17 protein-coding genes are annotated in these 25,754 nt (G+C 56.8%); 7 read left to right on the top strand and 10 right to left on the bottom strand.

Annotated features, from left to right (window positions below; all coding sequences use genetic code 11):
- The first annotated feature begins 12 nt into the window (after positions 1–12).
- Positions 13–1,098 carry a 4Fe-4S binding protein gene (locus tag AB1724_14860; protein ID MEW6079089.1) on the top strand — a complete coding sequence of 362 codons (1,086 nt, stop codon included), beginning with the start codon at positions 13–15 and terminating at the stop codon, positions 1,096–1,098.
- 123 nt (positions 1,099–1,221) lie between these two features.
- Positions 1,222–2,019 carry a transposase gene (locus tag AB1724_14865; GenBank protein ID MEW6079090.1) on the top strand — a complete coding sequence of 266 codons (798 nt, stop codon included), beginning with the start codon at positions 1,222–1,224 and terminating at the stop codon, positions 2,017–2,019.
- Positions 2,020–2,049: 30 nt separating this feature from the next.
- Here AB1724_14865 and pbpC read toward each other — a convergent pair whose 3' ends face one another.
- Together pbpC and AB1724_14875 are read right to left on the bottom strand one after the other, a co-directional pair.
- Positions 2,050–4,167, bottom strand: coding sequence for a penicillin-binding protein 1C (gene pbpC, locus AB1724_14870; GenBank protein MEW6079091.1), 2,118 nt, complete (start codon positions 4,165–4,167; stop codon positions 2,050–2,052).
- A 220-nt stretch (positions 4,168–4,387) separates the two neighbouring features.
- Positions 4,388–10,141 carry an alpha-2-macroglobulin family protein gene (locus tag AB1724_14875; protein ID MEW6079092.1) on the bottom strand — a complete coding sequence of 1,918 codons (5,754 nt, stop codon included), beginning with the start codon at positions 10,139–10,141 and terminating at the stop codon, positions 4,388–4,390.
- A 480-nt stretch (positions 10,142–10,621) separates the two neighbouring features.
- Here AB1724_14875 and AB1724_14880 point away from each other — a divergent pair, with 480 nt between their 5' ends.
- From AB1724_14880 to AB1724_14890, 3 genes are all read left to right on the top strand, one after another.
- Positions 10,622–11,104: a hypothetical protein gene (locus tag AB1724_14880; protein MEW6079093.1), complete on the top strand. Its 483-nt coding sequence runs from the start codon at positions 10,622–10,624 to the stop codon at positions 11,102–11,104.
- A gap of 403 nt (positions 11,105–11,507) precedes the next feature.
- A complete protein-coding gene (locus AB1724_14885; protein MEW6079094.1) occupies positions 11,508–11,822 on the top strand; it encodes a DUF4258 domain-containing protein in 315 nt (104 codons plus the stop codon).
- A 5-nt stretch (positions 11,823–11,827) separates the two neighbouring features.
- Positions 11,828–12,028 (top strand): YgiT-type zinc finger protein, encoded by a 201-nt coding sequence (locus tag AB1724_14890; GenBank protein MEW6079095.1) that lies wholly within the window; start codon positions 11,828–11,830, stop codon positions 12,026–12,028.
- A 72-nt stretch (positions 12,029–12,100) separates the two neighbouring features.
- Here AB1724_14890 and AB1724_14895 read toward each other — a convergent pair whose 3' ends face one another.
- Both AB1724_14895 and AB1724_14900 read right to left on the bottom strand, forming a co-directional pair.
- Complete coding sequence (locus tag AB1724_14895; GenBank protein ID MEW6079096.1) at positions 12,101–13,054, bottom strand: hypothetical protein; 954 nt, start codon at positions 13,052–13,054, stop codon at positions 12,101–12,103.
- Between the two features lie 193 nt (positions 13,055–13,247).
- Complete coding sequence (locus tag AB1724_14900) at positions 13,248–14,390, bottom strand: acetyltransferase (GenBank protein MEW6079097.1); 1,143 nt, start codon at positions 14,388–14,390, stop codon at positions 13,248–13,250.
- A 409-nt stretch (positions 14,391–14,799) separates the two neighbouring features.
- Between AB1724_14900 and AB1724_14905 the strand changes: the two genes are divergently transcribed.
- The gene (locus tag AB1724_14905; GenBank protein ID MEW6079098.1) at positions 14,800–16,533 is read left to right on the top strand and encodes a helix-turn-helix domain-containing protein; all 1,734 of its coding nucleotides are present in this window, start codon (positions 14,800–14,802) and stop codon (positions 16,531–16,533) included.
- 82 nt (positions 16,534–16,615) lie between these two features.
- Here AB1724_14905 and AB1724_14910 read toward each other — a convergent pair whose 3' ends face one another.
- From AB1724_14910 to AB1724_14920, 3 genes are all read right to left on the bottom strand, one after another.
- Positions 16,616–16,801: a hypothetical protein gene (locus AB1724_14910; GenBank protein ID MEW6079099.1), complete on the bottom strand. Its 186-nt coding sequence runs from the start codon at positions 16,799–16,801 to the stop codon at positions 16,616–16,618.
- 134 nt (positions 16,802–16,935) lie between these two features.
- Positions 16,936–17,997, bottom strand: a complete 1,062-nt coding sequence (corA, locus tag AB1724_14915) for a magnesium/cobalt transporter CorA (GenBank protein ID MEW6079100.1) — start codon at positions 17,995–17,997, stop codon at positions 16,936–16,938.
- 25 nt (positions 17,998–18,022) lie between these two features.
- Positions 18,023–20,551: a mechanosensitive ion channel domain-containing protein gene (locus AB1724_14920; GenBank protein ID MEW6079101.1), complete on the bottom strand. Its 2,529-nt coding sequence runs from the start codon at positions 20,549–20,551 to the stop codon at positions 18,023–18,025.
- Positions 20,552–21,014: 463 nt separating this feature from the next.
- Between AB1724_14920 and AB1724_14925 the strand changes: the two genes are divergently transcribed.
- Positions 21,015–22,103: a Coenzyme F420 hydrogenase/dehydrogenase, beta subunit C-terminal domain gene (locus AB1724_14925; protein MEW6079102.1), complete on the top strand. Its 1,089-nt coding sequence runs from the start codon at positions 21,015–21,017 to the stop codon at positions 22,101–22,103.
- Between the two features lie 15 nt (positions 22,104–22,118).
- On the opposite strand, the gene AB1724_14930 is transcribed toward AB1724_14925, so the two are convergent.
- The 3 genes from AB1724_14930 to AB1724_14940 form a co-directional block, all read right to left on the bottom strand.
- Positions 22,119–23,447 (bottom strand): DUF362 domain-containing protein, encoded by a 1,329-nt coding sequence (locus tag AB1724_14930; GenBank protein MEW6079103.1) that lies wholly within the window; start codon positions 23,445–23,447, stop codon positions 22,119–22,121.
- Between the two features lie 249 nt (positions 23,448–23,696).
- Entirely contained in the window at positions 23,697–25,013 is a 1,317-nt protein-coding gene (locus tag AB1724_14935; GenBank protein ID MEW6079104.1) for an FAD-binding oxidoreductase, read from the bottom strand.
- On the bottom strand, positions 25,010–25,606 hold the full coding sequence (locus tag AB1724_14940) for a TetR/AcrR family transcriptional regulator (GenBank protein ID MEW6079105.1): 597 nt from the start codon (positions 25,604–25,606) through the stop codon (positions 25,010–25,012). Before AB1724_14940 ends, AB1724_14935 begins: the two co-directional genes overlap by 4 nt.
- Between the last annotated feature and the right edge of the window lie 148 nt (positions 25,607–25,754).

Genomic DNA, 25,754 nt, shown 5'->3' on the forward strand with positions numbered 1-25,754 from the left:
GAGGAATTACCCATGAGCGATCAGATTTACCGTGACGCCGCCTCGGCCATCAACAAGGCCGGCGCGGTTCCATTTCCGGTCAACGACACCCTGCTGGATATCCTCAAGATCCTGATGACCCCGGAGCAGGCGCAATTCGTGCAGATGCTCGACCGGCCGTTAAACCGCGGGGAATTGGAGAAAAAATCAGGCCTGTCGGGCGACGCCCTGGACCGGATGCTCAACGACCTCATGGACAACGGCGTGATTACCGGAGCGGCCAGCAGAAGCGCCGGTATGATGGTCTACCGGGCCCTGCCGCCCATCCCCGGAATCTTTGAGACTACCATGATGCGCGGCGAGACCGGGGAAAAGCAGAAGACCCTGGCCCGCCTGTTTGAAAAGCTGTTCGAGGAGCTGTCCGCCATGGTCCAGCAGAACTACGACGCCGTTGTCCCGGCCCTCAAGGCGGTTCCTCCCATGACCCGCATCGTTCCCGTGGAAAAGCAGGTGGACCGGTCCCTGGATACGGTCATGCCCGCCGAGGACGTGAAAAAACTCATCGACCGGTTCGACACCATTGCCGTGGCTTACTGCTATTGCCGGCACCAGAAAGACCTGCTGGGCCGCTCCTGCCGCGTGACCGACGAAAGGAAAAACTGCCTGCTTTTCGGCAAGACCGCCGAGTTCTTCATCGCCCATCAATTCGCCGTGCCGGTCACCCGGGACCAGGCCCGGACGATCATGGAGAAAGCCGAGGCGGACGGCCTGGTCCATAAAGCCTTTCATGAGAAATACGACACCGGCAAGGATGAGATGGCGGTCTGCAACTGCTGCAAGTGCTGCTGCGAAACCTTCAACTCGTTTTACCGCGGCGGCGTTCCGACCATTACCTACACCGCTTATATCGCGCGGGTGGATGCCGGCACCTGCACCGGCTGTGAAAGCTGCGTCGAGATCTGCCCCATGGAGGCCATTGCCATGGCGGACGGTGTTGCCCGGATCGATGACCCCCGCTGCATTGGCTGCGGCGTGTGCGCTTATCACTGCCCGGCCGAAGCCCTGACCCTGGAGCGTACCGGCCAGCGCCATGTGTTCGTGCCGCCGCCAAAACTTTAGATGGGGTCGGACCTCGTCAATATACTGATTTTAAAATAAACAATAATTAAAAAAGAGGTGATAAAGGGTCTTAAAACCCTCATTTTAATTTACAAAACTTCAATTTAAGAAAGAGAGGAAAGGATGCCTCGAGCCAACAGACATTTTTTACCCGGCCATGTCTGGCATGTTACCCACAGGTGCCATAAAAAAGAAATGCTGCTCAAATTTGCCATTGACCGCTCGGCCTGGATTCAATGGCTTTTTGAGGCCCGTAAGCGGTACGGGCTGGAAGTTTTAAATTATGCGGTGACCTCCAATCACATTCATCTGCTTGTATGCGGTAACGATGACAGGGAAACTATTCCGCGCTCATTGCAACTCATTGCCGGCAGGACTGCCCAGGCATACAATTGGCGAAAAAATCGCAATGGCGCTTTCTGGGAGGACAGGTACCACGCTACGGCGGTTGACACGGACGATCATCTCTTGCGGTGTATGATCTATATCGATCTGAATATGGTTAGAGCGAGGGTAGTGGATCATCCGGCCCAATGGCCGCATTGCGGCTATCATGAAATCATTAATTCGCCCCGGCGCTATCGGATATTATCACGGGATCGGTTGAAACAACTGCTCGGCTTAAATGAGGCAAAATTGACGGACAGCTACCCGTGCCGAGTGCGCGAGTCAATTCAGGGCGGGACGGAACGGACAGAGATATGGACCAGATCGATTGCCGTCGGGCGATCGGATTTTGTGAAAAAAGTTAAGGAGGATCTCGGGAGTAATGCACGACACCGCGAACTGGAAACCATAATACCTGACGGTACATCGGTGCTGAAAGAGTCTCTCTCTTCTTACAATGCCGATTTTAAGGTTGAAAATGACGGTTTAAGCGATAAAAACGCTTTCTTTTGGAAAGTATTCACTGAGATTTAAGCAGGTTATCCAGGTCCGACCCCATGAGGGCTACCGCACGGAAAACAGCACCTGGTCGACCACGCGGTTCTCCGCGTCCACCAGGGCAAGGGCATGTTTCCCCCTGACCGGGCTCCAGGCCGGCGCTGAATCCGCCGGGCCGATGTCCCTGCCGTCCAGGGCCCAGCGCAGGGCCGCGTCCGGCGGGGCGGTCCTGAAAAACACCTTCTGCCGGTCGGGCGGGATATCCGGGTCCAGGGCGATGATTGTGTCCGGGGCCGGGTAGGCGATGCGGACCGCCGCAGTCACCGCCGGCCGGACCATGGCGGCCTGCTGGGTGCCGTTGAGGAAATACTCTTGCCGGCGGCGGCCCTCGGTTTCCACCATCACCTCGGCTGTCACCACGCCGGGCGGCAGGGCAGGGGCGGCCTGGCCGGGATCGTTCCGGTGCAGCTGGTTCATGACGGCCATCCACACGGGCGCGGCCCCGCTCATGCCGCTGACGTTCCACATGGGTTCGCCCGGGAAATTGCCCACCCACACCCCCACCGTATAGCGGCCGGAATATCCCACGCACCAGTTGTCGCGCATGTCTTTGCTGGTCCCGGTCTTGACCGACGACCGGAAACGGGTGGCCAGGGGATTTTCCAGGCCGAAGGTGCCGCTGCGCGCCTCCCGGTCGGCGAGAATGTCGGAAACGATAAAGGCGGCGGCCGGGGAGAATACCGTTTTCCGTTCCTCCGACTTCCTGTCGGGATCGTCCGTCAGGGGGCTCCAGACGCCGCCGTTGGCCAGGGCGCGATAGGCGTTGACCAGCTCGTACAGGGAAACACTGGCCGAACCAAGAGCCAGGGACAGGCCGTAGTGCGAGCCCTCCTGAAGGTCACGGATGCCGAGACGGCCCAGCACTTCGGCAAAGGCCTCTTCACCGGTCAGCATCAGGGTCCTCACCGCCGGGATGTTCAGAGAAGAAGCCAGGGCCGCGCGCGCGGTCACCAGCCCCCGGAAGCGGCGGTCATAGTTTTCCGGCCGGTAAATGCCGCGTCCGGTGGGAATTTCCAATGGGGAATCGTCCAGCAGGGAGGCCGCTGTCAGGATGCGGCGGTCAATGGCCAGGGCGTACAGAAACGGCTTTAAGGCCGAACCGGTCTGGCGCGGGGCCATGACGCCGTCCACGTACGGCGCGGAAGCGGTGTCGCCGGTATTGGCCACGTAGGCCAGGATCTCGCCGGAAGCGTTATCAACGGCCAGCAGGGCGCCGTCGCGGACATTGCGGGTACTCAATTCGGCCACGGACTGCCGCAGCTCTTCGGCGGCATATCGCTGCAGGCCCGCCTCCAGGGTTGAACGGCGGGACCGGACCCCGGCCTTTAACCGTTTTTGGGCCAGGTGGGGGGCGAGCTGGACCGATGGTCGCCGGCCGTAAGGGGGAGACAGGTTCCGTCCGGCAGCGTTCAACTCGTCCTCATTCACCGGCAGGGAAGCGGTCATGGCCAGGCGGGAGGCCCGGCCGACGACCTGTCCGGCCGGGGCGTTGGGCGACCGGATCAGGCAGGCCAGTAAGAGGGCTTCGGCCTGGTTCAGGCCGCCGGGGGATTTGCGGAACAGGCCCCAGGCCGCGGCCGCGATGCCCTGGAGTTCGCCGCGGAAGAAGATCAGATTCAGGTAAGTCTCCAGGATCTGATCCTTGGTCCAGCTTTTTTCTATGGCCAGGGCCGCGCGGAGCTGCCGGATCTTCTGGCCCGGGGAGCGGCGGCCTTTCTTTACTGCCAGCTCCGGATAGAGTTGACCGGCCAGCTGCATGGTAATGGTGCTGGCCCCACGGAAACCCCGTCCGGTCAGGCCCCGAACAATCGACCCCCCCAGTGACCGCCAGTCGACCCCGCGGTGACCGAAGAAACGGCGATCCTCGCAAGCCACCACCGCCTTGACAAGGGCCGGGGAGATGTCGGCCAGGCCGGTCCAGTCCAGTGCCCGGCGGGATAGATCAGTCCTCAGTTCATGGACGGGCTGACCATGGCGGTCGAGCAGCACGGCATAGGAGCCGGCAAACGTTTCCCGGACATGGTCGAACCCGGGCGGGGCCGAACCGCCATGGAGGTTGAGCAGGACCAGGGCAAAGGCGATCAGAACCCCCGGCAGAAAATGGATCAGGCGTGTTTTTTTCACCGTATTTTTGGTGTTTCTCCCAATCTGATACAATCGTAAAAAGTTATTCTGTGAGCGACGTGCGATCCTTTTGGGAATAAAGGCCTCAAGCCCCTTGGCGTAAAGAATTTCTCGTTGTCTGAGGGCGTTAGCCCGAGTTCGAGAAATTCAGCCAAGGGACTTGAGACCGCCCAAAAGGATCGCGGAGCGAACAAAATAAATTTTTACGAGGATGTCAAAATTACTCTTCATCTCCCGCCACCGTAAACGGCACGTTGGGTATTTCGCCGAACATCTCCGGCGCGTACAGGGCTTCGGCCCGGGTCGGCGGCATCTGGAACTCCCCGGCCTGATTCAGACGCAGGGTATACTCGATGGAATAATTGCCCTTGGGCATCCATTCATAATAGGCCCGGAAGGCTTCAAAGGAACGCTCCTCAAACGTCGGCCAGGCCGGACCGCCGGAGAACTTTTCGTCTCCGGTCATCACCCGCGAATCCCGCCCCAGGCCGGTTCCCAGGATGACGGCCCCGGCCGGAATCGGATCGGCCACCGCCACCCAGGTCATGTCCGCCTGGGCTTCCACTTCCAGGCGCACCCGGATCACATCGCCGGTCAGCCAGCGGCCTTTCTCCTTTTGTTCAACCGGTGTAATGCTCTTGACGATCCGGTAGCCGGACGACAGGGGCTGGGTGATGGGGATAGCCGCCAGGCCGCGGATGGTTGCCCAGGGCGCGCCGCCGCCGTCATGGCGGACGGTCATGTCGCTTGCCGTATCCGGCCAGTCCAGCATCAGATCGATCGCCGGCGCGGGGGCGGTCCAGTTGCAGATTGCTTCTTTTCCGTCCAGCAGGGCCGTGGTCAAGCCGGCCACCGGGTCTTTTTCAAACGCCCGGGAGAATCTGGCCATGGCCAGCACGCCCCAGGCGTTGGCCGTGGTGGTGTTCCACCGGCCCTGCCGCTGTCGGGCCATGGCTCCCCGGACCAGCCGGGGCAGGTCGGCCTGCCATTCCGGAAGATCAAACAGCACCAGGATGGTCCGGACGGCGTTCACGTCACCGGAGACCATGAGCCACCATAGGTTGTCGCCGGCTTCGGTGGAAAAACCCAGGGACGTGCCCCGCAGGTTCAGCCGCGTCCGCAGGGTCTGCATGGCTTCCTCCCGGAGCCGGACGCTGTCGGTGATTTGCGGCACGCGGGCAAGGAGGCTGATCCAGTCGAGTACGGCCGAAGTGGGCCAGAGGTCCGGCTCGATGGTGATGGAGCCGAGCATGTCGGGCTCGGTCTGACCGCTTCGGGACAGGGCCTCCAGGGCCGCCAGCTTGCGAATGGAAACATCGGCCGTGGGCAGAGCCGAATGCCGTATGACCCGGCCCTCCACGAATCCGGCCAGGGCCTTTTCCAGGCGCTTTTTCAGGTCAGCGGGAATCTCGCGGCCGGCTTCATCGGCGATGGCCACCAGATAGGCGGTGAGAACATCGCTGCCCTTAGCGCAGACGGGAAAATATTTCACCAGGCCGTCGTCATCCAGATACCGGGGCAGGTCAGCCAGGATGCCCTTCCACAGCGTCTCGTCATTTAAGGCGATAGCCCGGGACACCCGCTGCTCCATGCAGCCGAAGGGATATTCCCGCATATAGCGCTCCACGCCGGGCATGGCGCCGGCCAGGGTCGGCGACAGCCGCACGGCCATTCCGCCTTTGCCCGGCAGGGCTTCGGCCGGCCGGGCCACATTCAGGGCCAGGGGTTTGTCCAGGCGTTCCAGGGTGGCCTGGACCACACGCACGGGAACGGCGGGCACCACTTTCTGACGCACGCGGATGGCGTCGCCGGCTTCCGCGTCTTTTTCCCGGGCGGTCACCTCCCATTCCAGGCCATCCGCCCCGGCAGGCGTTTCAACGGTCCAGCCGATGTCGTCGGCTTCGCCCGGTTTGATGCGGCAGGTGATCTCTTCCAGCTCGCGCATAGAATCGCCGGAACGCAGGCGGGCCGTAAGGCCGATTTTCATTTTCCGGTCGGAAGCGTTTCTCACGGTGAAACCGGCCCGGAAACGGTCGCCTTCGCGCACCACCGGCGGCAGACCGGAGAACACCATCAGGTCCTTGGTCGTGCGGACGGTGGTATATCCCGTCCCGAAGCGGTCGACGCCGTTATCGGCCACGGCCACGATGCGGAAGGAGGTAAGGCTGTCGTTTAAGGGCACTTCCAGCGAGGCCCGGCCGTCGGCGTCCAGGGGAACCCGGCCTTGCCACAGCACCAGGGTATCAAACATTTCGCGGGTGGCCATGGCGCCGCCGCCGCCGCCCTGGGGCAGGGCTTTCAACCCGTAATGGCGCCGGCCGATGACCTGGCCCTGGGCCGTGGCGGTCTCCACTTCATTGGAACGCCGGCCCATCATGGCCGTCAGCAGGTCCCAGCTGTCGTTGGGCATGAGTTCCAGCAGACCCTCGTCCACCACGGCTACGGCCGCTTCCGACCGTCCGGTCAGGGGCGTGCCGTCGGCCGTCCGAACCCTGATGGTTACCGGCGCCTTATCGCGGACGGCATAGGTGTTGTGGGAAGAAGCGACGTCGACGTTCAAAGCATGGCGTTGCCAGTCCACCCGGATTTCGGCCAGACCCATCTTGAAGGCCGGCCGGCCCAGGTCCACCAAGGCCGTGGGCGCGAATTCCGTTGCCCGGCCGCGCACGCACAGGGCGGAAACAAACACGTTAGGGGCATAGGTGCCCTTGACCGGAACCCGGACGACGGCGTCCGTTCCGGACACTTTTTGAACATAAGCGTCAATCACGCCCTCACGTTCCACGGTGACCAGGGCCGTGGCTTCACGGAAGGGCATGCGCGCCTGGAAGACGGCGGTCTCGCCGGGTTCGTAACTCTTTTTTTCCGGCAGCAGGTCGATACGGTCGCTGTCTTCGGCTTCAAACCACCAATCATCCCCGCCGGCCACCCACACGGCCTGCTGGGTCACGGCCTGCCTGCCCCCGGCGTCGACCGCTTCGGCCTGAAGGATCAGTTCGCCGGAAACCGGTGCTTCTACATGACAGTGCAGGATGCCTTTTTCGTCAGTGGTGCCCGTCGCCAGGCGGCCCACCCGGATGACCTCGCTGTCATGTTCATAGGAATAGAACCCGCCGATATGGCGGCGGCGGTGGGAATAGCGCTTGCGCTGGAACCCGTTCACGTCAATTTTCACGTTGGGCAGGGGCCGGCCCGAGGGGTCGACCGCGGCCACGGAAAAGGTCAGGCTGTCCTTTACCGATGTCCAGTTGTCGGGCTTCAGGCCCAGCACCAGCCCGGCGGGCCACAGGGACAGGGAACGGGAGATGGTCTGGATCTCGCCGTTGGGGTCCCTGAATTCAACCTCGGCCAGCAGGGTCCGTGGCATCGGGGATGACGGGATGCCGTCGATGGTCGTCCGCAGGGCGCCGCCCGCTCCGAGGGTGAGGTCTCTGGCCGGCAGGGTCTTTTTCAAAGACCGGGCGCTTTCATCGGACTCGTCCGCCCGGCCTTCGCGTCCTTCCTTCACCCCGCCGGTACCGAACGAGTAGCCCTCAAAGTCGTCAAAGCTTACGTGGCGGGGTTCAACCATGGCCCGCAGCTTTATCGGAAGACCGGAGGCGCCGCCGCCGGACAGGTAGGAGACTTGCAGGTCCAGATCAGCCGCTGACACTGCTGCCAGTTCCGGAAGAACGGGCTGGATCGATCCCTTCAACAGAGGGATGCGGAACTCCTCGACGCGGAATGAGCCCCCTTCATTATAATAAATATCCTTGTGTTCGAAGGTGACGGTGTAGGTGCCCAGCCGGGCGTCCCCGGGAATGGTCCAGACGCTTTCGGCCACGCCGGCGGCTTTATCCCACTCCAGAGGGATTTTGGCGTCATAGCCTTCATCACCTTCTTCCGAAACAGTGCCGCCTTGATGCCGGATAATCGCGTGGGCCGGGAGCTGTCCCTTATCCGGCAGCAGGAAACCGTTCATGTCATGCCGCCGGATATAATGTTTCATGGAAACCGTTTCACCCGCCCGGAACAGGGGCCGGTCGAACACGGTGTGTGCCAGCAGGGGATTGTCATTCCCGCCGTAGCCGAGGCCGAAACGCCAGTTCTCAATCCCCTTGTCCCAGGAGGAGTGCACGAAGCTGAGATCATCGGCCGTGCGGGCGAAAACGAACAGCCCGTAATCGATGGAATCAAGAGCGTTTAACTGAGGGTAATCCATCCAGGCGTCATCCTGGATTTCATGTTTGCCGATGGCCGGGCCATGGCCGGAACCGGCGCGGTCAGCTTCAAGATAAGGATTGCCGGCTTTGGCGTCCAGGTTCAGGTTGACCACGGCCAGGCCGTTGGCGTCGGTCCGGCCCTGCCAGAGGATTTCCCCTTTGGCGTTACGGATGGATACAGCCGCTTCCGGCACCGGCTCAGCCTTATCCAGGGTGGTGACCCAGACCAGGGAAGACTGGCGGCCTTTTTTCAGGTGAACTGAAAGATTGGTGACCAGGGCGGCCGTGGGCACGAACAGGGTCCGCGGCGTGCCCAGCAGGGCAGCGCCCAGGACCGGGCTTTCCAGCTCAACCAGGTAGAGGCCGGGTTTACCTAAGGGGATGCCCGCGACCTCGAAGGCCTCTTTGCCCAGGCTTCTGGGAATTTCCAGGGAACGGGCGCTTTTGTCGCCGGCCAGCAGGGAACGGCTCCGGCCGACGGACCGCACCCGGCGGAGCCGGTCGATGATCTCCCGTTCGTCATCAAACCGCTTGATCAACCCCTTTGCCTGGGGTTCGGTTGCCTGTGGATGGACCGTTGCCAGCCGGGCCTTGATCTCCGGTTCCAGATGGCGCAGGGTGACGGGCAGCACCGGATCGGCTTTTTCCAGAATACCGAAGCGGGATGAAAACTTGGCCAGGGGCGGATAATACCCGGTGGCCACGGCCAGGGGATACTTCTCCCGGTTAGCCGGCACCCGGCCGGCGTCGTCCGTCAGGCCCGGGGGAAGGTCAAGGGTGAAGCGTTCATTCTCCGGAAACGGCCCGATGAATTTAATCTGCTGAACCGAGTCGGAACGGTCGCTGATCTTGGGTTCATAGACGCGGTCGGTTCCCTTCAGGCGGATCTGGGAGGCGAATTCGACCTTCACCGGCGCGGAAAATTCCACGGCCATGTCCAGGCAGGGAATGCAGTCGCCGCCGGTGTTTTCCCGGGGGCAGGAGAAGGTGACGAGAAATTCCGGCCGGACCTTGAAGGTCAACACCTGGTCCTGGGTGGTGGCCACGCCGTCCGCCGACTGTACGCCCTTTCCCCAGACCAGCTTGACCACGGCCTTGTTGGGGAAAGCCCGGGCCGCCCTGACAAAGAACAGGTGCCGGCCGTCGGGCAGGGCGCCGCTGTCCGGAATTTCGTCATACAGGTAACGGTAGGCCTTGCGGAAATACGCCAGCAGTTCCGGTCGCTCCTCTTCGCCGGGGATAATGACGTTGATCCGTTCCTGGATGCCTTCCACGGAAAAAAAGACCCGCTCCAGAACGGATTCCGGCCGGGGCGCGGCATCCAGGGTAAGAAAGAACATCGCGTCTTCGCTGATCCGGGAGTATTCGCCCTCGTAGGGTTCGGATTCCATGATGGCCGGCCCGCCGGTGGTGAAGGCAAATTCGCGCTGGCCGGCCAGGGCTTCTCCGGCCAGGGTTTTAAGGTCCGGCCTGAGAATGAACGTGCCCGCCACTCCGCCGGGCAGGTCCCGGTCAAAATCATAGACCCAGTTGCGGCTGTCCACCCAGCGACCCTTGCCCGGGACTGAACATTTGACCTCGAACGGATCGGCCAGGCCGGGATCACCGAACGATACCATGGCCGCGGAAAAACGGGCCTGGGCCTGGCGGACTTGTTTGACCTCACCCTGGGGAGCGAACTGCTCGACCCGGGGTTCGGCGGCAAACGTCAGCAGGGGCAGCAGAATAAGAACAGCGGCAATAACGACGGCTAAAAGAAGCGATTTGCGCATAGGGCCTCCCGGAGTGGCAAAAGACAGGTTGAAAACGGTTTTGTGCATTCTTAAATAAAATGGATGGCCCTATCTATAACAAGCCCGGTCCCTGGAGTCAATTTTTCCGTGGAATTATCAGGCCTGCTGATATATTTTGACTATATCGGTGGGGTGCGGAAGCAGAAAACCTTTTGAAGGAAGTTTTTGAGAAAAGTCTTTGTTCGCTCCGTGATGATTTCGGGAGCGCGTCGCGTCCCGGCTGAATTTCTCGAACTCGGGCTGGCGCCCTCAAACAGCGAGAAATTCTTTACGCCGGGACTGCTTCGCGCTCTTTTTCCGAAATCACCACCAGTCGCTCACAAAAGACTTTCCCCAAAACTCATTTTGAATAATGAGAGCGGTAGTCGGGTAGTTTTGTCGTTTTTACGATAGTCTTTCCCGAAACAGAGTGTGATGTACTATGAACCATAATTAAAACCAATATTATGAAAGTAAAAAATGATAAGCGTTAAGAAAAAACCTTTTTTACAAACCTATAAATTCTTTACTGAAAACAAATATCTCGGAAGTCTAAAAGTATCTTTGTTTAAGCCGTCAGCCAGCTTTTCCGGAAGGGAGGGGGATTTTGGCTTTTTTCGTGAAAAACATTTTGAAGGAAAATATTTTCTTTCATCACAGGCATATTCATTCTTGGCTAGCGCTCACAAGCCCAATGGGGCAGGGTTGAAATATATAGTTGAGTTTAAACAACATAAATATGACCTTAAGCCAGGTGAACTTTTTTATGATCGATTATATATGCATTATGAATTGTATAAAGATAATGAGTTGATAGGAACACTTGTTCGCGATACAGCCTCCCTAAAATATCTTGTTGATTTCAAAATAGATATGCCTAACATTGTTCAAGTATTCATTTTCTGGCTGTCACTCAATGCTTGGATTGGAGAGAGAGGGTGGATGCTTGCATGCTATTGTTGAATTGATTCATCGCAGGAAAAATCTTATATCAGCTACTGCAAACAACGTGCAACAAGTCATAATCTGAACGACCCGTTTTGAAAAGGCCCCTGGGAAAAGTGTTCGGGTGAGCGACTATTGAGCCTTTTGGGAAAAAGCCGGTTGGCGTCATCCGCGTTAAGAATTTCTCGTTGTCTGAGGGCGAAGCCCGAGTTCGAGAAATTGACGCGAATGACGCCAACCGGCCCCAAAAGGGTCAGGGCGCGAACCCAACACTTTTGCCAGGAACCTTAAACCGCAAGATGGCCCTAGCCACGCCATGCGGGTTTGCCAGGGTTCGAAGAACAATTTGACATATCCACCATTATTGCTGATAATAAAAATGATATAAACGCACGGAAAAATACGGATATTGACTAATATCATGGCGGATATTGTTACGCGTATCAGGGAGAGTGCGGCAAAGAATGTGTTGTTCCTGCCGCATGCCGTGCGACAGATGACCAATGCTGAACGAATGATCAGCACAAAAGATATCCGGAATGTTATCGATAACGGCAAGGTAATCGAAGAGTATCCGGAAGACCCGCGCGGTCATAGCTGTCTTCTCTGCTATACGGGTGATCGTCCGATTCATGTTGTTTGTTCGCCAAAAGAAGATTATTTGGCGGTTATCACCGCCTACATCCCTGATGATAATGAATGGGATGACAATTATCAAAAGAGGAATAAGCCATGAAATGCATGCTTTGCCAGGGAGAAATGGAAAAGGGGACGGCTCCTTTCCATATTGACCGGAAAGGATATCATCTGACATTAGACAGGGTACCGGCCTGGATTTGCCGGCAATGCGGGGAAGTCCATTTTGGGGAGCATGAAATCGATTCTATTCAGGGCATCATCCAAAAACTGGAAACTGGTACTAATAAGCTTTTTGCCGCTTAATTTTCTATTCGTTCCTGCTCCGTTATTGCGTTATCCCTTTTCTGTGTCGATACTTTATTTTCTCCCCGGTCCTTAATTCTTCCCATAAACCCGCTTCTGGCTGAAGCGGAACAGGCCGGAGTGCTCCTCGTTTTTGATGATTTCGGCTTCGGCCCCGAAATAACTCTGCCGCAGATCATCGAGCCGGGAATCGGCGTCCGGATCCGCGGAAACGGAGGCGAGCTCCTGCCTGGCCCGCATGTAATCCCGGCCCTTTTCCCAGCGTTCGTCCCTGAGGCTGTCCAGTTGCGACCAGCGGGTGATGGCCTCATCATCCAGCCCGACGGCCGCGCGGAAGCGGGTCAGGTTTTCCCGGCGCGCCTCGGGGGTCATCCGGCGCAGATCGGCCTGAACGCTCTCCACTTCCAGAAACTGGTCCATGACTTTCTGCTGGTAAGATCGCCGATAGGTGTCGGCCTGAACGTCATAGATACCGTTTATTTCCGCCAGATAAAAATTGACCTTGTCTTGAAAAGGCGCTTCCTGCCGCCGCTCGATCTCCTGGAGCGACAGGGCCATCTGCTCGGCTTTGAGTTCCATTTCCCAGACGACATCGGCCTGGTCGCTGAAATACTGGCGCCGCTTGGCCCAGAGCAACTGTTTCCGTTCTTCCGCGTTCAGGCTGATCAGCGTCGAATAGTTTGCGCTGACCCATTCGGTAAATTGGGAATATTTCAGGTACTGGTCGTACAGTGCTTTGGCCTGATCGGGAAAAGCGGCTGTCAGGTACTCCATGAGGTGGTTCTGCCAGGCCTCCGGATAAACCTCTTTCAGGTACCGGATCAGCTTTTCGATAACCTGAAGCTGGATCCGGGGGTGGTCCAGCTTTCCATCGAACATTTCTCTCAACCGGGCCACGACCATCTGCCGGTTCAGTTCCGGATCAAAGGCTTCGTTGTCGACCCCGGTTTCTTCGAAGACGCTGGCCGGTGCAGAAAGGGAGTCGTCTACCGTCTGGCTGTTTATAGCGGCGCCGTCCGGTTTCATGTTGATAACCGCCGACGGAGACGGATCAGCCTCTGTTCCCGAAAAAATCCAGACGGCTGAAACGAGTCCGACAACTGCCGCGCAGAGAACCGAGCCTGTTTTAAAATAGCGTGTCATTTTTTTAATCCCCATGTGGTACGAACCATAAAGGAGAGAGGGGAAGGCCCCTCGGCCTTCCCCGGTGTTAAAAGAACTAGTCGATGCCGGCGATATAGTCGATCAAATTCCCGTAAAACTCTTCCTCGTCAAACGCGTCCGGAATCATGTAAGGAATCACGCCCAGTCCGAGAACGTCCAGGTGGTCTTCATCGATAACGCTGCTGTAAGAAGTGGCCTGAATCTGGCTGGGCCGGTTGATGTCGCTCACATAACCGGTGGTGGTGTCCCGGGTGAAGTAGGTGCCCAGCAGCCAGTTATTGTTGTATTTCAAACGATAGCCCATCTGCTGGGAATTGATGCCCACCAGGCCGTCATCGTCGCCGTCATCGAAGTTGCCGTCACCGGCCCCGGCGGCGCCGTCATTGTCGCAGTCCTCAAAGTTAGCGCACCAGCCGTCGCCGTCGATGTCCGTTGGCGCGACCAGGCCCAGGGCGCCGAGGATGGGATTGATGTCATCCTGGTCGGCGGTGATAACCGAGGCGTAATGCTTGACGTAGGTGTTGTTGATGCCGTAGGCATTGTTGAAGGCTTTGGCGCCGGTGACTTCGCCGTCGGCCGGATCGTAATCATCATACACAAATGATTTCATGCTGGCTTCAAAATCGCTCACATCCAGCACCAGCAAGGGCCCGACAAAATAGTCGACGACAAAGTTTAAGAAGGCGTTGATGCCGTCCGGTCCCCGGTCCAGAACCCCTTTGCCCACCGGTGATCCGCGATGGGGCGAGGAAACCGACACCAGGACCTTGACCACCTGCCGGCCTTTACGGTTATAAAGCAGTTTGGCCGCCTTGCGAGCGTCCATGCCGCCCTGGGAATGGCCGATGATGTTCACGCTGGTGGCGCCCACGGTGGCCATGTAGCTTTCGATCTCGTCAGTCAGTTCCAGGCCGCGTTTTTCGGATGACTGAAAGGGATTGACCGAGGCCGCGAAAGCCTGCTGCCGCTTATCGATTTCGCTGTTGCAGGACGTCTCCAGAAAACCGTCGCAGGGATCGCCGACGAATACGCCGTAATCATTGCCGAAATAGTCAATGCCCACCAGTTCGTCAAAGCCCAGCATGCCGTGGGCAAAGACTACCGGGTAGGTCGTTTTGGCCGCGGCCGCGAATCCGCCCGCCGGAATCGCCATCACGGCACAACACATCAGAAAAATAACGAATGCTCTCTTTGCCATACCCCTACTCCTTTCCCCTTAAATTAATGGTTGGTGGTACTTGAAACAGGAAATTCCCGTTTCATGACAGGGTATACGCCATGGGCTTATGGCCTGTCTGGCCATTTGGCGGGATGTCTGGGCATGACCGCCGTTTCATCAGGCAATATTTTATCCGGCACGCAGGGGAGCAGACATTGCGAGATAACAGTAAATTTTTAATAATGACAAAGAATTGTCTGCTGCTTGCGGGAAAGGAAGAAGTCCCTGCCGGTAGTTTGCGATAGCCAATCCGGGAACTGACTGCTTCTGGCCATCTTTTTTTTGATTTTCTGTTTACAAAATCAGCGGGAAATGAGAAGAAAATGCTCAATCCAGTGATTGTTTTGAAAGTTTCCGATCGGCGGCAATTTCCGCCCAGGCAGGCTATATGACTGAACGGATTCGATTTTTCAGCAACATTCAAAACAACTATCTTGTTTCCGCTTCTGTTTTTTTCTTTTTGTCACTGATTTCCATCTTCATGTTTTTCCCGTTGTTTAAAATCGGTTTACCGGAACGGATGATCCCTCTTGCCGGTGAATGGAAGATTTCGTTAAATGATTCCAATGCGTTTTCTCTTCCAGGCTATGATGACGCCTCCTGGGACACCATTGCGCTGCCGGGTAAAATCGTTCCTTATTCCAAAGAGAAAAGCGGCCGGATCCGGGGTGTGTGCTGGCTTCGGAAAAAATTTTATCTGGATGAGGCCGGCGGTGAATACGGGGTTAGCCTCGGTCGCATCGCCAATGCCGACCAAACTTATCTGAATGGAGAAAAAATCGGTGAGACCGGCCAGTTCCCGCCCCATGAATTCTCCATGTGGAATCACCCCCGGACCTATCTGCTGCCCGATCGGCACCTGCGCCGGGGAGAGGAAAATACCATTGCCGTCAGGGTTTCCTACAACGTCATCGGCGAAGTCATCGGCAAACTGATGATCGCCGACGCCGATTACATCAAACGGTACGCGCCGTTTTCGCGGTTTATCTATGTCACCATCGGGTACGCCACCATCAGCATCGGCTTTGTCCTGACCCTGGCCTTTCTTTTCTCCCGGTTCCGGCGGTTGACCTTCAATGAAAATTATCTCTACTTTCTCCAGTTTTTTGCCGGCCTGCCCATTGTTCTGGATCTCTGCCTGACCTGGGAAGTCTATCCGGATCATGTCACCCGCCTGAAAGTGCTGGGTCTGGCCTGGGTGGCCATCAACGTGTTCCATCCCGCCTTCCTGCACCGGTTTTACCGGTTGGAAAGGAAGTGGCCGGAGAGAATTCTGTGGACGTATCTGGCGGTCTGCCTGCTGGGGGCGGTCTTTTTTACCGACGCCGACAACATCCGCTTCATGGCCACGCTCCTGATCGCCGCCACCTGGTGCATTGGATTTTACAACATGTCCTGCCACTTCGAAGCCCTGGCCAGAAGGCGGGATCATGCCGGCGTCTTCAGCTTGTTCGGCCTGGTCGCCATCCTGGCCGCCATGAACGACGGCTGGGCCTATTTCAACAAGTACGTTGATTCTGATGCCATGCTGTTCGGCTGGAGCCCCACGACCATGACCATTCAGATCGGCGCCATCTTTCTGTACATGGGGACGTTTATTGTGCTCGAGTCCAAGTACAATGACATGGTCGATGAGATCGACGACCTGAACGTAAACCTGGAAAACTTTATCATTGAAAATTCATTGCTGACCCGCACCCTGGAACAGAGCCGTGCACTGGATCAGAACCGGCCGCCCAAAGCCCAGGCCCGGATTTCCACGAAGGCCGAAGAAAAGATGCTGGCGGCCGTTGAGATCATCAGGGAGAACTACCAGACGGAGCTGTCCCGGTCCGAACTGGCCAGAAGCGTGGGCCTGAACCCCGACAGCCTGGGCAAGCAGTTCAAACAGTACACGGGCAGGAAGCTGGGCGATTATATTTATGAACTGAGGATAAGGGAGGCGGCCCGCCGGCTCCGGGATACCGACGACAAGGTGATTCACATCGCCTTTGACGTGGGGTTCGAGAGCCTGCGGACGTTCAACCGGATATTCCCCAAATTCATGAAGGTCACGCCGGCGCAGTACCGCCAGGAACACCGCAGAGGAGACTTGCCGGCGGCGGTAAAAGACGGCACATAAAAAGCCCTGTCCCCGCCTGTCCACGACTGTCATCGGCCGGCAAGGGCAGGGCTCTTCCCACATTCCGGAAAATGGGCCGGGGTCAGTTGCCGGCGTCCAGGGTGCACTGGGTAAAGTCGATTTCCTTGCCGCATTTATCGCACTTGTGTGGCCGGTTGAATTCATCGGAGAAAATCTCGTTGCCGGCGCCGCATTTAGGACATTTACAGACAAACGACTTCAGATTCTTGAACTGTTCAAAGCCCGGGCAGTGTTTGGGGGTACTCATAGCTCCTCCTTTTTGCTGATGATCGAAAGCCACCTGAAGATTACGAATCCGTTTCTTTAATATATAATCAGCCGGACTTTTGCTGTCAACACCGTTCATCCGGCGGAGGCACAGCCGCAATTCGCGACCATGGTCTACATCCATCTTTTCCTTTTAAAATAGATCAGCAACCCTCCGGCCACGGTGATCATTATTCCCCAGACCGCGGCATATCCCCACCGCCAGCGCAACTCGGGCATGTAGTCGAAGTTCATACCGTATACCCCGGCGATGAATGTCAGCGGGATGAAGATGGTGGCGATGATGGTCAGCACCTTCATGATTTCATTCATCTTGTGGCTGATCGCGGAGAGGTAAAGCTCCTGCAGTCCGCTCAGGATATCCCGGAAGGCTTCAGTGGTTTCGATGACCTGGGTCAGGTGATCGTAGACATCCGCCAGATAGATCTGGGTAGCGGACTGGATGTTCGGCAGGTCGCCCCGTTTCATCTGGCCCAGGATCTCCCGCAGAGGCCAGATATGGCGATGGAAGAAAATCATTTCCCGCTTGGCGGTGTGAATGGCCTGCAGGGTATCCGGCCGGGGTCTTTCGATGGTTTCCTCTTCCAGGGATTCTATGGTTTCATTGTAATAATCAAGGACGATAAAATAATGATCCACGATGGTGTCCAGCAGGGCGTAGGCAAGGTAGTCCGCGCCGCCGCTGCGGATCTTGCCCTTGCCGCTGCGGAGGCGTTCCTTGATGATGGTAAGGGAATCCCGGATGTTTTCGGAGAAGGAGAGGACATAGTTCCGGCCGAGGATGATGCTGGCCTGCTCGGTTTCCACGGTATTGTCTTCATTGAGATAGAACATTTTCAGGGTAATGAAGACGTATCCTTCAAAATCATCCACCTTGGGCCGCTGGCTGGTGTTCATGATATCTTCCAGCACCAGCGGGTGAATGCCGAACGTTCTGCCGACGGCTTCCATCAACGACACGTCATGAAGACCGTCGATGTTGAGCCAGGTGACGGTCTGGTCGTTTTTCAGGTCCGGTGAGAGCTCTGAAACGTCCTTAATCGTTTTCTCCGACAGGTCGACCTGATTGTATTCAATGAGGGTGATGCGGACTTCATCGGTCCGCTTTTCGCCGATATGGACCAGGGTCCCCGGCGATATGCCGGCTTTTTTGGATGTTCGCGAAATAAAGCGCATGGCGTTTTTCCGTCCTTATCTCCGCTTACTCCGTCACCGCCGGCGGATTCTGGTTGATAATATGGATATCCCGTTGAGGGAAGGGAATGCTGATGTCCCTTTCCCGGAACAGCCGGTCGATGGCGAATCGCACGTCGGTTTCCACGGACAGATAATACGTCACATGGGTCCAGATGCGCAGGTGGAAGATCAGGGCGCTGTCCCCGAAGTCCCGGAAGATCACGTCGGGCCGGGGCTGTCTGAAGACACGGGGAACACTGGCGGCGGCTTCCAGCAGGGTCTGCCGGACCAGTTCGATGTCCGATCCATAGGCGACGCCGACGACGATGCTCCGGCGGAGCCGGTTATCGTTGAAGCTCCAGTTGATCACCTGGTTGCTGATCAGGTCGGAGTTGGGAATGATGACGGAAGCGTTATCATAGGTCTGCACGATGGTGGAACGGATGTTGATTTTTTTGACCGTGGCCCACATGTCATTGACCTGAATATCGTCACCTACCTGGATGGGACGTTCCAGCAGGAGGATGATGCCGCTGATGAAATTGTTGACGATATTCTGCAGCCCGAACCCCACCCCGATGCCCAGGGCACCGAAGGCTACCGCCAGGCTGGTGGTGTTGAGGCCGAGAAAGCTCAGGGAGACCAGCACGCCCAGCACCCACAACAGATAGACGCTGATGGTGGTCAGGGACTCCTGCAGGCCTATCACCATACCGCTGCGGGCCAGCAGCTTCTGCTGAAAGAAATGCCGCCAGCTCTGGGCGATGATATGGGTGATCAGCAGCGCGGCCAGTGCGTATATGAATCCCAGAATGCTGAATTCAATGCTTCCGATATGGTAAGTTTTGCGGATGGTTGCGATCAGGGTGATCAGAAAGGTCCGTTTTCCCCCCCAGGAGAGGATGACGGCCATCAGAAAGATAACCAGCACCACCGGCTGCCCGAGTTTTAAGAAAAGCCAGGTGACCGGCGCGCCCGAGGACTGGTATCCGTCCTTGATTTTATCCGGATCCGCCTGAAAAATACCGGATAATTCCTGGAGCGCGTTGTAACACAGTCCTGCCCACATGCCGATCACCAGGGTCTGCCCCCAGGAAGCGTACCAGAACAACGATATGCCGCCGTAACCGGCGATTTCAAAGGCCAGGCCGCCGAAACTGATGCTGTATGTCAGAATCCTAACCGCTTCCTTCTTGATGAATCCTTTCCGCGCAAACATCGCCGGTGGTTGCAGGCGCCGGTCTGTTTTCCAGAACTCCAGGCACCAGGCGATGAACAGGATTTCAAAGCCCAGCCGGGCCCAGGTCAGCAGGATATTGCCGGGCTGGGCCCCATGGCTGATGAAAATGTAGGCCGCCATATAGAAAAGGATCAGGGAGGACAGGACGCGCAATCGTTTGAGGAAAGCCGGTTGAATGTTAATCAGCCCTGACTGGCCGGCTCCGGACAAAATGTCCATTCCCCATTTGATGTACAGGAAAAGCTGGCACAGAGAGAGCAGGATCACCATATGGGCGGGAACGTAAGTCTTCCCGCTATGCGTATATGCAAACAGAAATACGGTGATGACCAGAAGAAAAATTGAACGGTTCAGGGCCCGCCAGGCCAGCCGGAAAGCCGGACAGTTTTGGAGCTCAGATTTTTCCCATATTTTCAGATGAACGCTGCGCATCCGGAAGGCGATCATCAGGGTCAGGAGAAACAGCAGCATGGGTACGGCCAGAAACGAGCTGGCGGATTTCCACATCAGGCCGAATTCTTCCCCGATAAACGCGGCGGATACCAGATGCTTGAGTTGCTGGAACAGGCTGTCCGCTTCTTTGACCAGGGTGTCGCGGCTACCGGCGGCAAACAGGGTCACCCGTCGGATCAAGAGGGAACTGGTTCTGCTCTCGCTGAGACGGGCAGTTAGTTTGGGTGAGAGGGCTTGAAGCGTACTCTGAAAATCGTTTAGCTTGTCGATGTAAGACTGATAGAAGTCAGCGAGCTTATCGAGAAGCTGCTGTTTCTTCTTGATCGTGTCGACCAGGGTTTCCAGATTCTGGATAAACTCCGCGTCCTGAGGGGCCTTTTTGCGTGATTTCCGGATTTCCTTCAGATAGGCGTTATTGATGGCCAGCTGTTCATTCAGTCCGGTCCGTAACGGCCGGATGGCATTGAATTGCTTATTAAAGGCGTCCAGTCGTCCCTGGATCCGGATCAGTGCCGCCTTGATATGCGCATCGGCCTGTTCCAGGGCGCCGGGATCCGGCATGGGCTGGGCCAGCATATTGGTATGGGTCGTGTGCAGGGTCCGGTAATCTTCCAGCTCGACCAACAGGCCAGGCTCAAGTTCACGAAGTTTTTCTCTCTCCTGTTCCAGGCCCGCCAGAAGATCTTTTTCAAGTCGCAGGGATTCCTCAATCGATTGTTTTAAAAACGCTGACTGATCATCGATTTCCTGCTCCGTCTCCGTGGCGCCGGACCATCCGGCACACAGCAGGACGGTAATCGCCAGTATCCAGGCCGTAATCGTTGTTTTTCCCGGTTTGAAGCGGGTCGTAAAGCCAGTCATGTCCGCTGCTCCTGATCCTTGTCCCCTTGCATAATTATTCTGTAATTTGTAACAGAAACTTTTAAGTTCAACAAGTCCCGGCTGTCAGCGTGCGGTTTTAACTGACACCAGAAAAATCATTTTGTAAAAAATTTCAACATGAAGTGCGGCTGTGGGGATGTCCGGCATGGCTTATTTTAAAATTTCCGACACTGATTACCGGCACCCGAAAGACCGGGCATATTATGGTGTACCGTAACGGTTTCTAATCTCATCGAATTGAGTATTGTGCGCGAGTTCTCTCTGGCATATGGGTTTTCCCGGAAATGGTGGCATTACATTTGCTACGACAAAAAATATTTGATAAAATAATTTTACATAAAGGGGAGAGATTCTGGGGAAAAGCGGCTAATTCCCGTGGTTTCCCAGGACGACAACCAGAGATTAAAAGTTTTCCACATTCAATATAAATTGAGGACAGGCCATGAAAACATTTGCCGATCTGGTCGAGGAAGTTCAGAAACCGGGACTCTGTCATCGTTGTGGCGCCTGCGTTGCTTTCTGCACCTCCGTTCATTATGGCGCTTTGGAACAGGATGAAGAAGGACGCCCCCGGCTCAAGACTCTGGAAAATTGCATGGAGGGAGGACTGTGTTACTCCATATGCCCGGTGACCCGGGAGCTGGATGAAGACATAAAAAAACTGGTGGGGTGGGAACTGCCTATTGGTCGGGTTCTCGACTCCTCCGTGGCCCAGGCGATCAATCCGGATATTCAGGCCCGGGCTACCGACGGCGGGGCAGTAACGGCGCTTCTGCTTCATTTACTTGAAAAAGGCCATATTGACGGCGCTATTGTCACCAAGCCGTCAGGGTTATTCCAGAGGGAACCGTGGTTTGCTACCAGCCGCGAGGAAATCATCGCGTCGGCCGGATTTCACTTTGACGCGTCGCACGGTTTGAAGCTGTTTTCCGAACTTTATTCCACCTATTCGCCCAATGTCTTTAAAGTCGGTTTCATGGGCGCCAAACGGATGGACCGGGTCGCCTTTGTGGGGTCTCCCTGCCAGGTCAACGCCATTCGCCGGCTTCAGTCTCTGGGCATCGAGCCCGCCGGATCGTTTACCATTCTGCTCGGTCTGTTCTGCACGGGAAATTTTATCTTCGGCCCCGAGCAGCAGCGCCGGCTGGAAGAGATCGGCCGCTTCAGATGGTCGGAAGTCAGCAAGATCAATGTCAAGGAAGACCTCATGATTCACCTGCGCAACAAGGAAGTCCGGCACATCCCCCTGGCCGATATCGACTTCATGAAGCGCTATGCCTGTCGATACTGCAACGATTACGCGGCCGAGTTCGCCGATATTTCTTTCGGTGGACTGGGGGCGCCGGATGGCTGGACGACGGTGATCACCCGGTCACCCCTGGGGCGGGACCTGGTGTCCGAGGCCCTGGGACGATCCATTGAAATTTACAGCCACAAGCGCAATCCGCTTCTGGCCACGGATGTTCTGGCCAAGGCCGTCAAATGGTCGGAAATGAAAAAGCAGTCGGCTCAAACAATGGGTCGACCCTGACGAATCCGTTTTTGGCTATGTCACCTGGAAAAAGGATTCGTCAAATTCCGGGTTGCCGGCATACCGGCTCATAAAGAATCCCGGCAATTGTTCGATATTGGCGAACAGGTCGGGATTGACGTCAAATCCGGCCTGGCACAGGGCCTTGTAAATATTGTCCGGCTTGGGAGGGCAGCCCTTGATGGCGATCATTTCCTGGATGTCCGGGTTGTTCCGGTGCGCCTCGTACATGCATTTGCCCACCAGTATGGTCTTCTTCATGCCCGGGGCAGGCGCCATCTTCTTTCCCGTCAGCACTTCGATATGATCCCAGGGCTGGCCTTTCCAGGCGTAGCGGATGGCCTGGAGAATGAGGCCGTTGACGCCGGAACAGTAGGTGCACATGGTGGTATCGAATTTCCGGTAGTAGATGCCCTTGAGCCCGCCTTTGGCCATGGGGGCCGGGATGCAGGTATCGGCGTTGTCCTGGTACTGGAAATCGAATTCGTGAAATGAAGACACGCTGTCGATGCTTTCGCCGACAACGTCGATGTCGGACAGGTCGGTCGGCCGATTCCGGTTGGCCGCGGCGTGGACAAGATACGGAACGTGTGCCGGGTCATGGCCCAGGAGCCGGGCGCCCGCCAGGTCGGCGGAAAGGATGTCCCGGGAGGCCACCAGCAGGTTGCTGCGCCGCATTTTCCCATCAAAGCCCGGCCCGCGTTCGACGGTATAGATTCCGTCCAGCACGGTCAGCATGGGCGGCATGACGTCCGCCAGCCGGGCGACCATGAAATGCAGGTCCTTGACGGGATCGGCGTTATGGCATTTTTTCCGGGAGTTAAAATCGATCAGGCCCTTCAGGTTCTTGATGCCCAGGCTGACCACCGTCTGGTTATGGGTTTTCATGGCCGGGATATCCACCAGAAAATCGCTCTCCAGGGCGTCGGCGTTGAAATTCAGCTCGATGCCTTCTCCCAGGTCGACAGCCTTGAACGGCCGCTCCAGCACATTGACGGATTCTACCCCGTATTTTTTCTTTAAAATTTCATAGCCCAGGGTTTTGAAGGCGTGGACCGGTGTTTCCGTGTCCCGGGGATCCGAGACGACGATGCCTTCGCCGATGGTAATGCTTTTGACACCGCGCTCCTTGAGCAGCAGGACCACGTCTTCGATCACCCGTGACGTGGTGATGACCCCCCACTTGGGAAACTGGACGGCCTTGGTCCAGAAAACGATGTTGGGCTTGATGAACACCCTGGCGTCAGCCGGCAGGTGATCCAGTCCGCCGGCCAGTTCCACGGCCCGGCGTACGGAAACGCCCGGTTCCTCATATCTGACGATGGAGACGGTATGTTTAGTCATGAAACGCTCCCATATTGTTATTCTATGTTAAATGATTCGAACCGGTAATGCTTTTACCCTATTGTTCCTTGAGATGTTTATCCCTTCCCTCAAAAACCATATACATTAAACGAACTATTAATCCCTGAATAGCAGCTTGAATGTCAATATGTTTATGGATAGATTAAGATTGCCCGGCCTGCCAGGGCAGAAGCCGGTGCCGCATACTGATGACGGAAACTGAAAGCTTGCTTTCCAACATCAGCGGGTTCAATCCGTGAACCGGTCCTGGAAGTTCATGGCAGCCAGGATCGCCTTGGAACTTAACGTGCGGATGGGCTCCGGCGGCCAGGGCAGGGTGGTCCGGTTGACGAAGAACACATCGGTCAGGTCGGTCTTTTTTCCCAGCACCAGGTCCGCCAGGGTCCGGCCGTTCAAATGGGTCAGGCTGACGCCATGGCCCATGCAGCCGACACTGTAGACCACGTTTTTATCGCCCACATACCCCATGGCCGGGGCCAGATCCAGGGTAATGGAAACCGGCCCGCCCCAGCGGTGGGTGAACTTAACCTCTTTAAGCGGGGGAAAGATATCCCTGACATCCTGCTCCAGGCCGGCGAATACAGTCGGGCTCTGGTCCTTGTCCATATCGTTTCCCCAGGCCAGGCCGGCGTCCCGGCCGCCCATGAGCAGACGGTTGTCGGCGGTCAGCCGGTAATAATGAACCAGGTTCCTGGCATCTTCGATACCCTGCCGGTTTTTCCAGCCGACCTGTTCCATCAGGCGGTTTGACAGGGGCTCCGTCAGAACAATGTAAGTCCAGAGCGGCACCTGTTTGCGGCGGATGGCGGGAATAAAATGAGACCAGGCATTGGCGGCCAGAACCACCTTGTCCGCGGTGATGGTGCCGCCAGGAGTTTTCAGGATTATTTTATCGCCCTGGCGACTCATGGACTCGACCGGGGTATTTTCATATACCGACACGCCCTGGCCGGTGATGACCGTTTTCCATCCCCAGGACAGCTTGGCCGGGTTGAGGATGCCGCAGCGGGGTTCCCACCAGGCACCCAGGTAAGTGGGGCTGTTCACCTCCTGCCGGGTAGCGTCCTGTTCCAGCCACTCGATGCCGGTCAGGCCCAGGGAATGGGCCAGTTCGACCTCATGCATGATCCGTTTTCTATAGCGGGGGGAGGTGGCTACCCTCAGAAAGCCGTTGTGTTCATAGTCGCAATCGATCTTCAATTCGTCGATCAGGTCCCGGGTGGTATCCACGGCTCTTTCCATATAATGGTGGGCTTCCCGGGCACCGGCCCGTCCGAACCGGAGCCGGGTGATGTCCATGGTCAGGCCGAACAGGGTCATGTTGAACCCGCCGTTCCGGCCGCTGGCGCCGTACCCGATGATCTGGGCCTCCAGCAGGGCCACCCGCGCGCCCGGGGAATCTTTCTTGAGATGATAGGCCGTGGAAAGGCCGGTAAACCCGCCGCCCACGATGGCCACGTCGACGTTCAGATCTTCCTGCAACCCGGGGCCGGGAATATAGTCCCGGGTAGTCATCCAGAAGCTTTTTTCCTCAAACAATTTCATTCCGTTTCTCCCTTTTTGTCGGTCAAGCTGTTTTTTATGGTCTGTTTGACGGTTTGCCGGACGCGGCCTTTTTCCAGGGCATCCGGATCGATCATCCACTGCAGGGCCAGTCCCTCGATCAAGGCCACCAGCAGGCAGGAGAGTGAGGCGCTTTTCCCCCCCGCGCCGGCCTCTCTAAATATTTTTTCCATGGTTCCGCGATAAACCGCGAGCATCCGGCGCAGGGGGGTGCTTACTTCCTCACGTTCAAAGCCTAATTGCACCAGGTTGTAGAAGGCCCGGTTAAGTTCACGGTCGAACACGAACGCCTCCACCAGATAATCGAGCATCCGGTCAAGTCGCTTCGTCGGAACCGTCACGGATTTCAGCGCTTCATCCAGCAGCGACTGATAAGTTCCGGTCAGAGATGCCACCAGCGCGGCGACGATGTCATCTTTTTTTTTAAAATAATAATGGATGACGCCGGGGGGGAGACCGGCCCGGGAGGCGATTTCCTTAATGGTTATTTTTTCGTGACCGCTGGTCGCCAGACACTCAAACAGGGACCAGACGATCTCTTCCCGTCTCTGTGTAGCGTTTGATTTGCGACCCATGGCGTTTTATCCGGATTTTTGTTTGGTCAACCAACCTAACAATATACGCTTCAGCAATACCTGTCAATTTGTATTTTTTATAAAAAAGATTTCTTTCACCGGCAATAATTGCTTTACCGACAGGTGTCACCGTCGGAATAGATCATTG

The sequence above is a fragment of the Thermodesulfobacteriota bacterium genome (assembly GCA_040753795.1).
Taxonomy (GTDB): Bacteria; Desulfobacterota; Desulfobacteria; order Desulfobacterales; family Desulfosudaceae; genus JBFMDX01.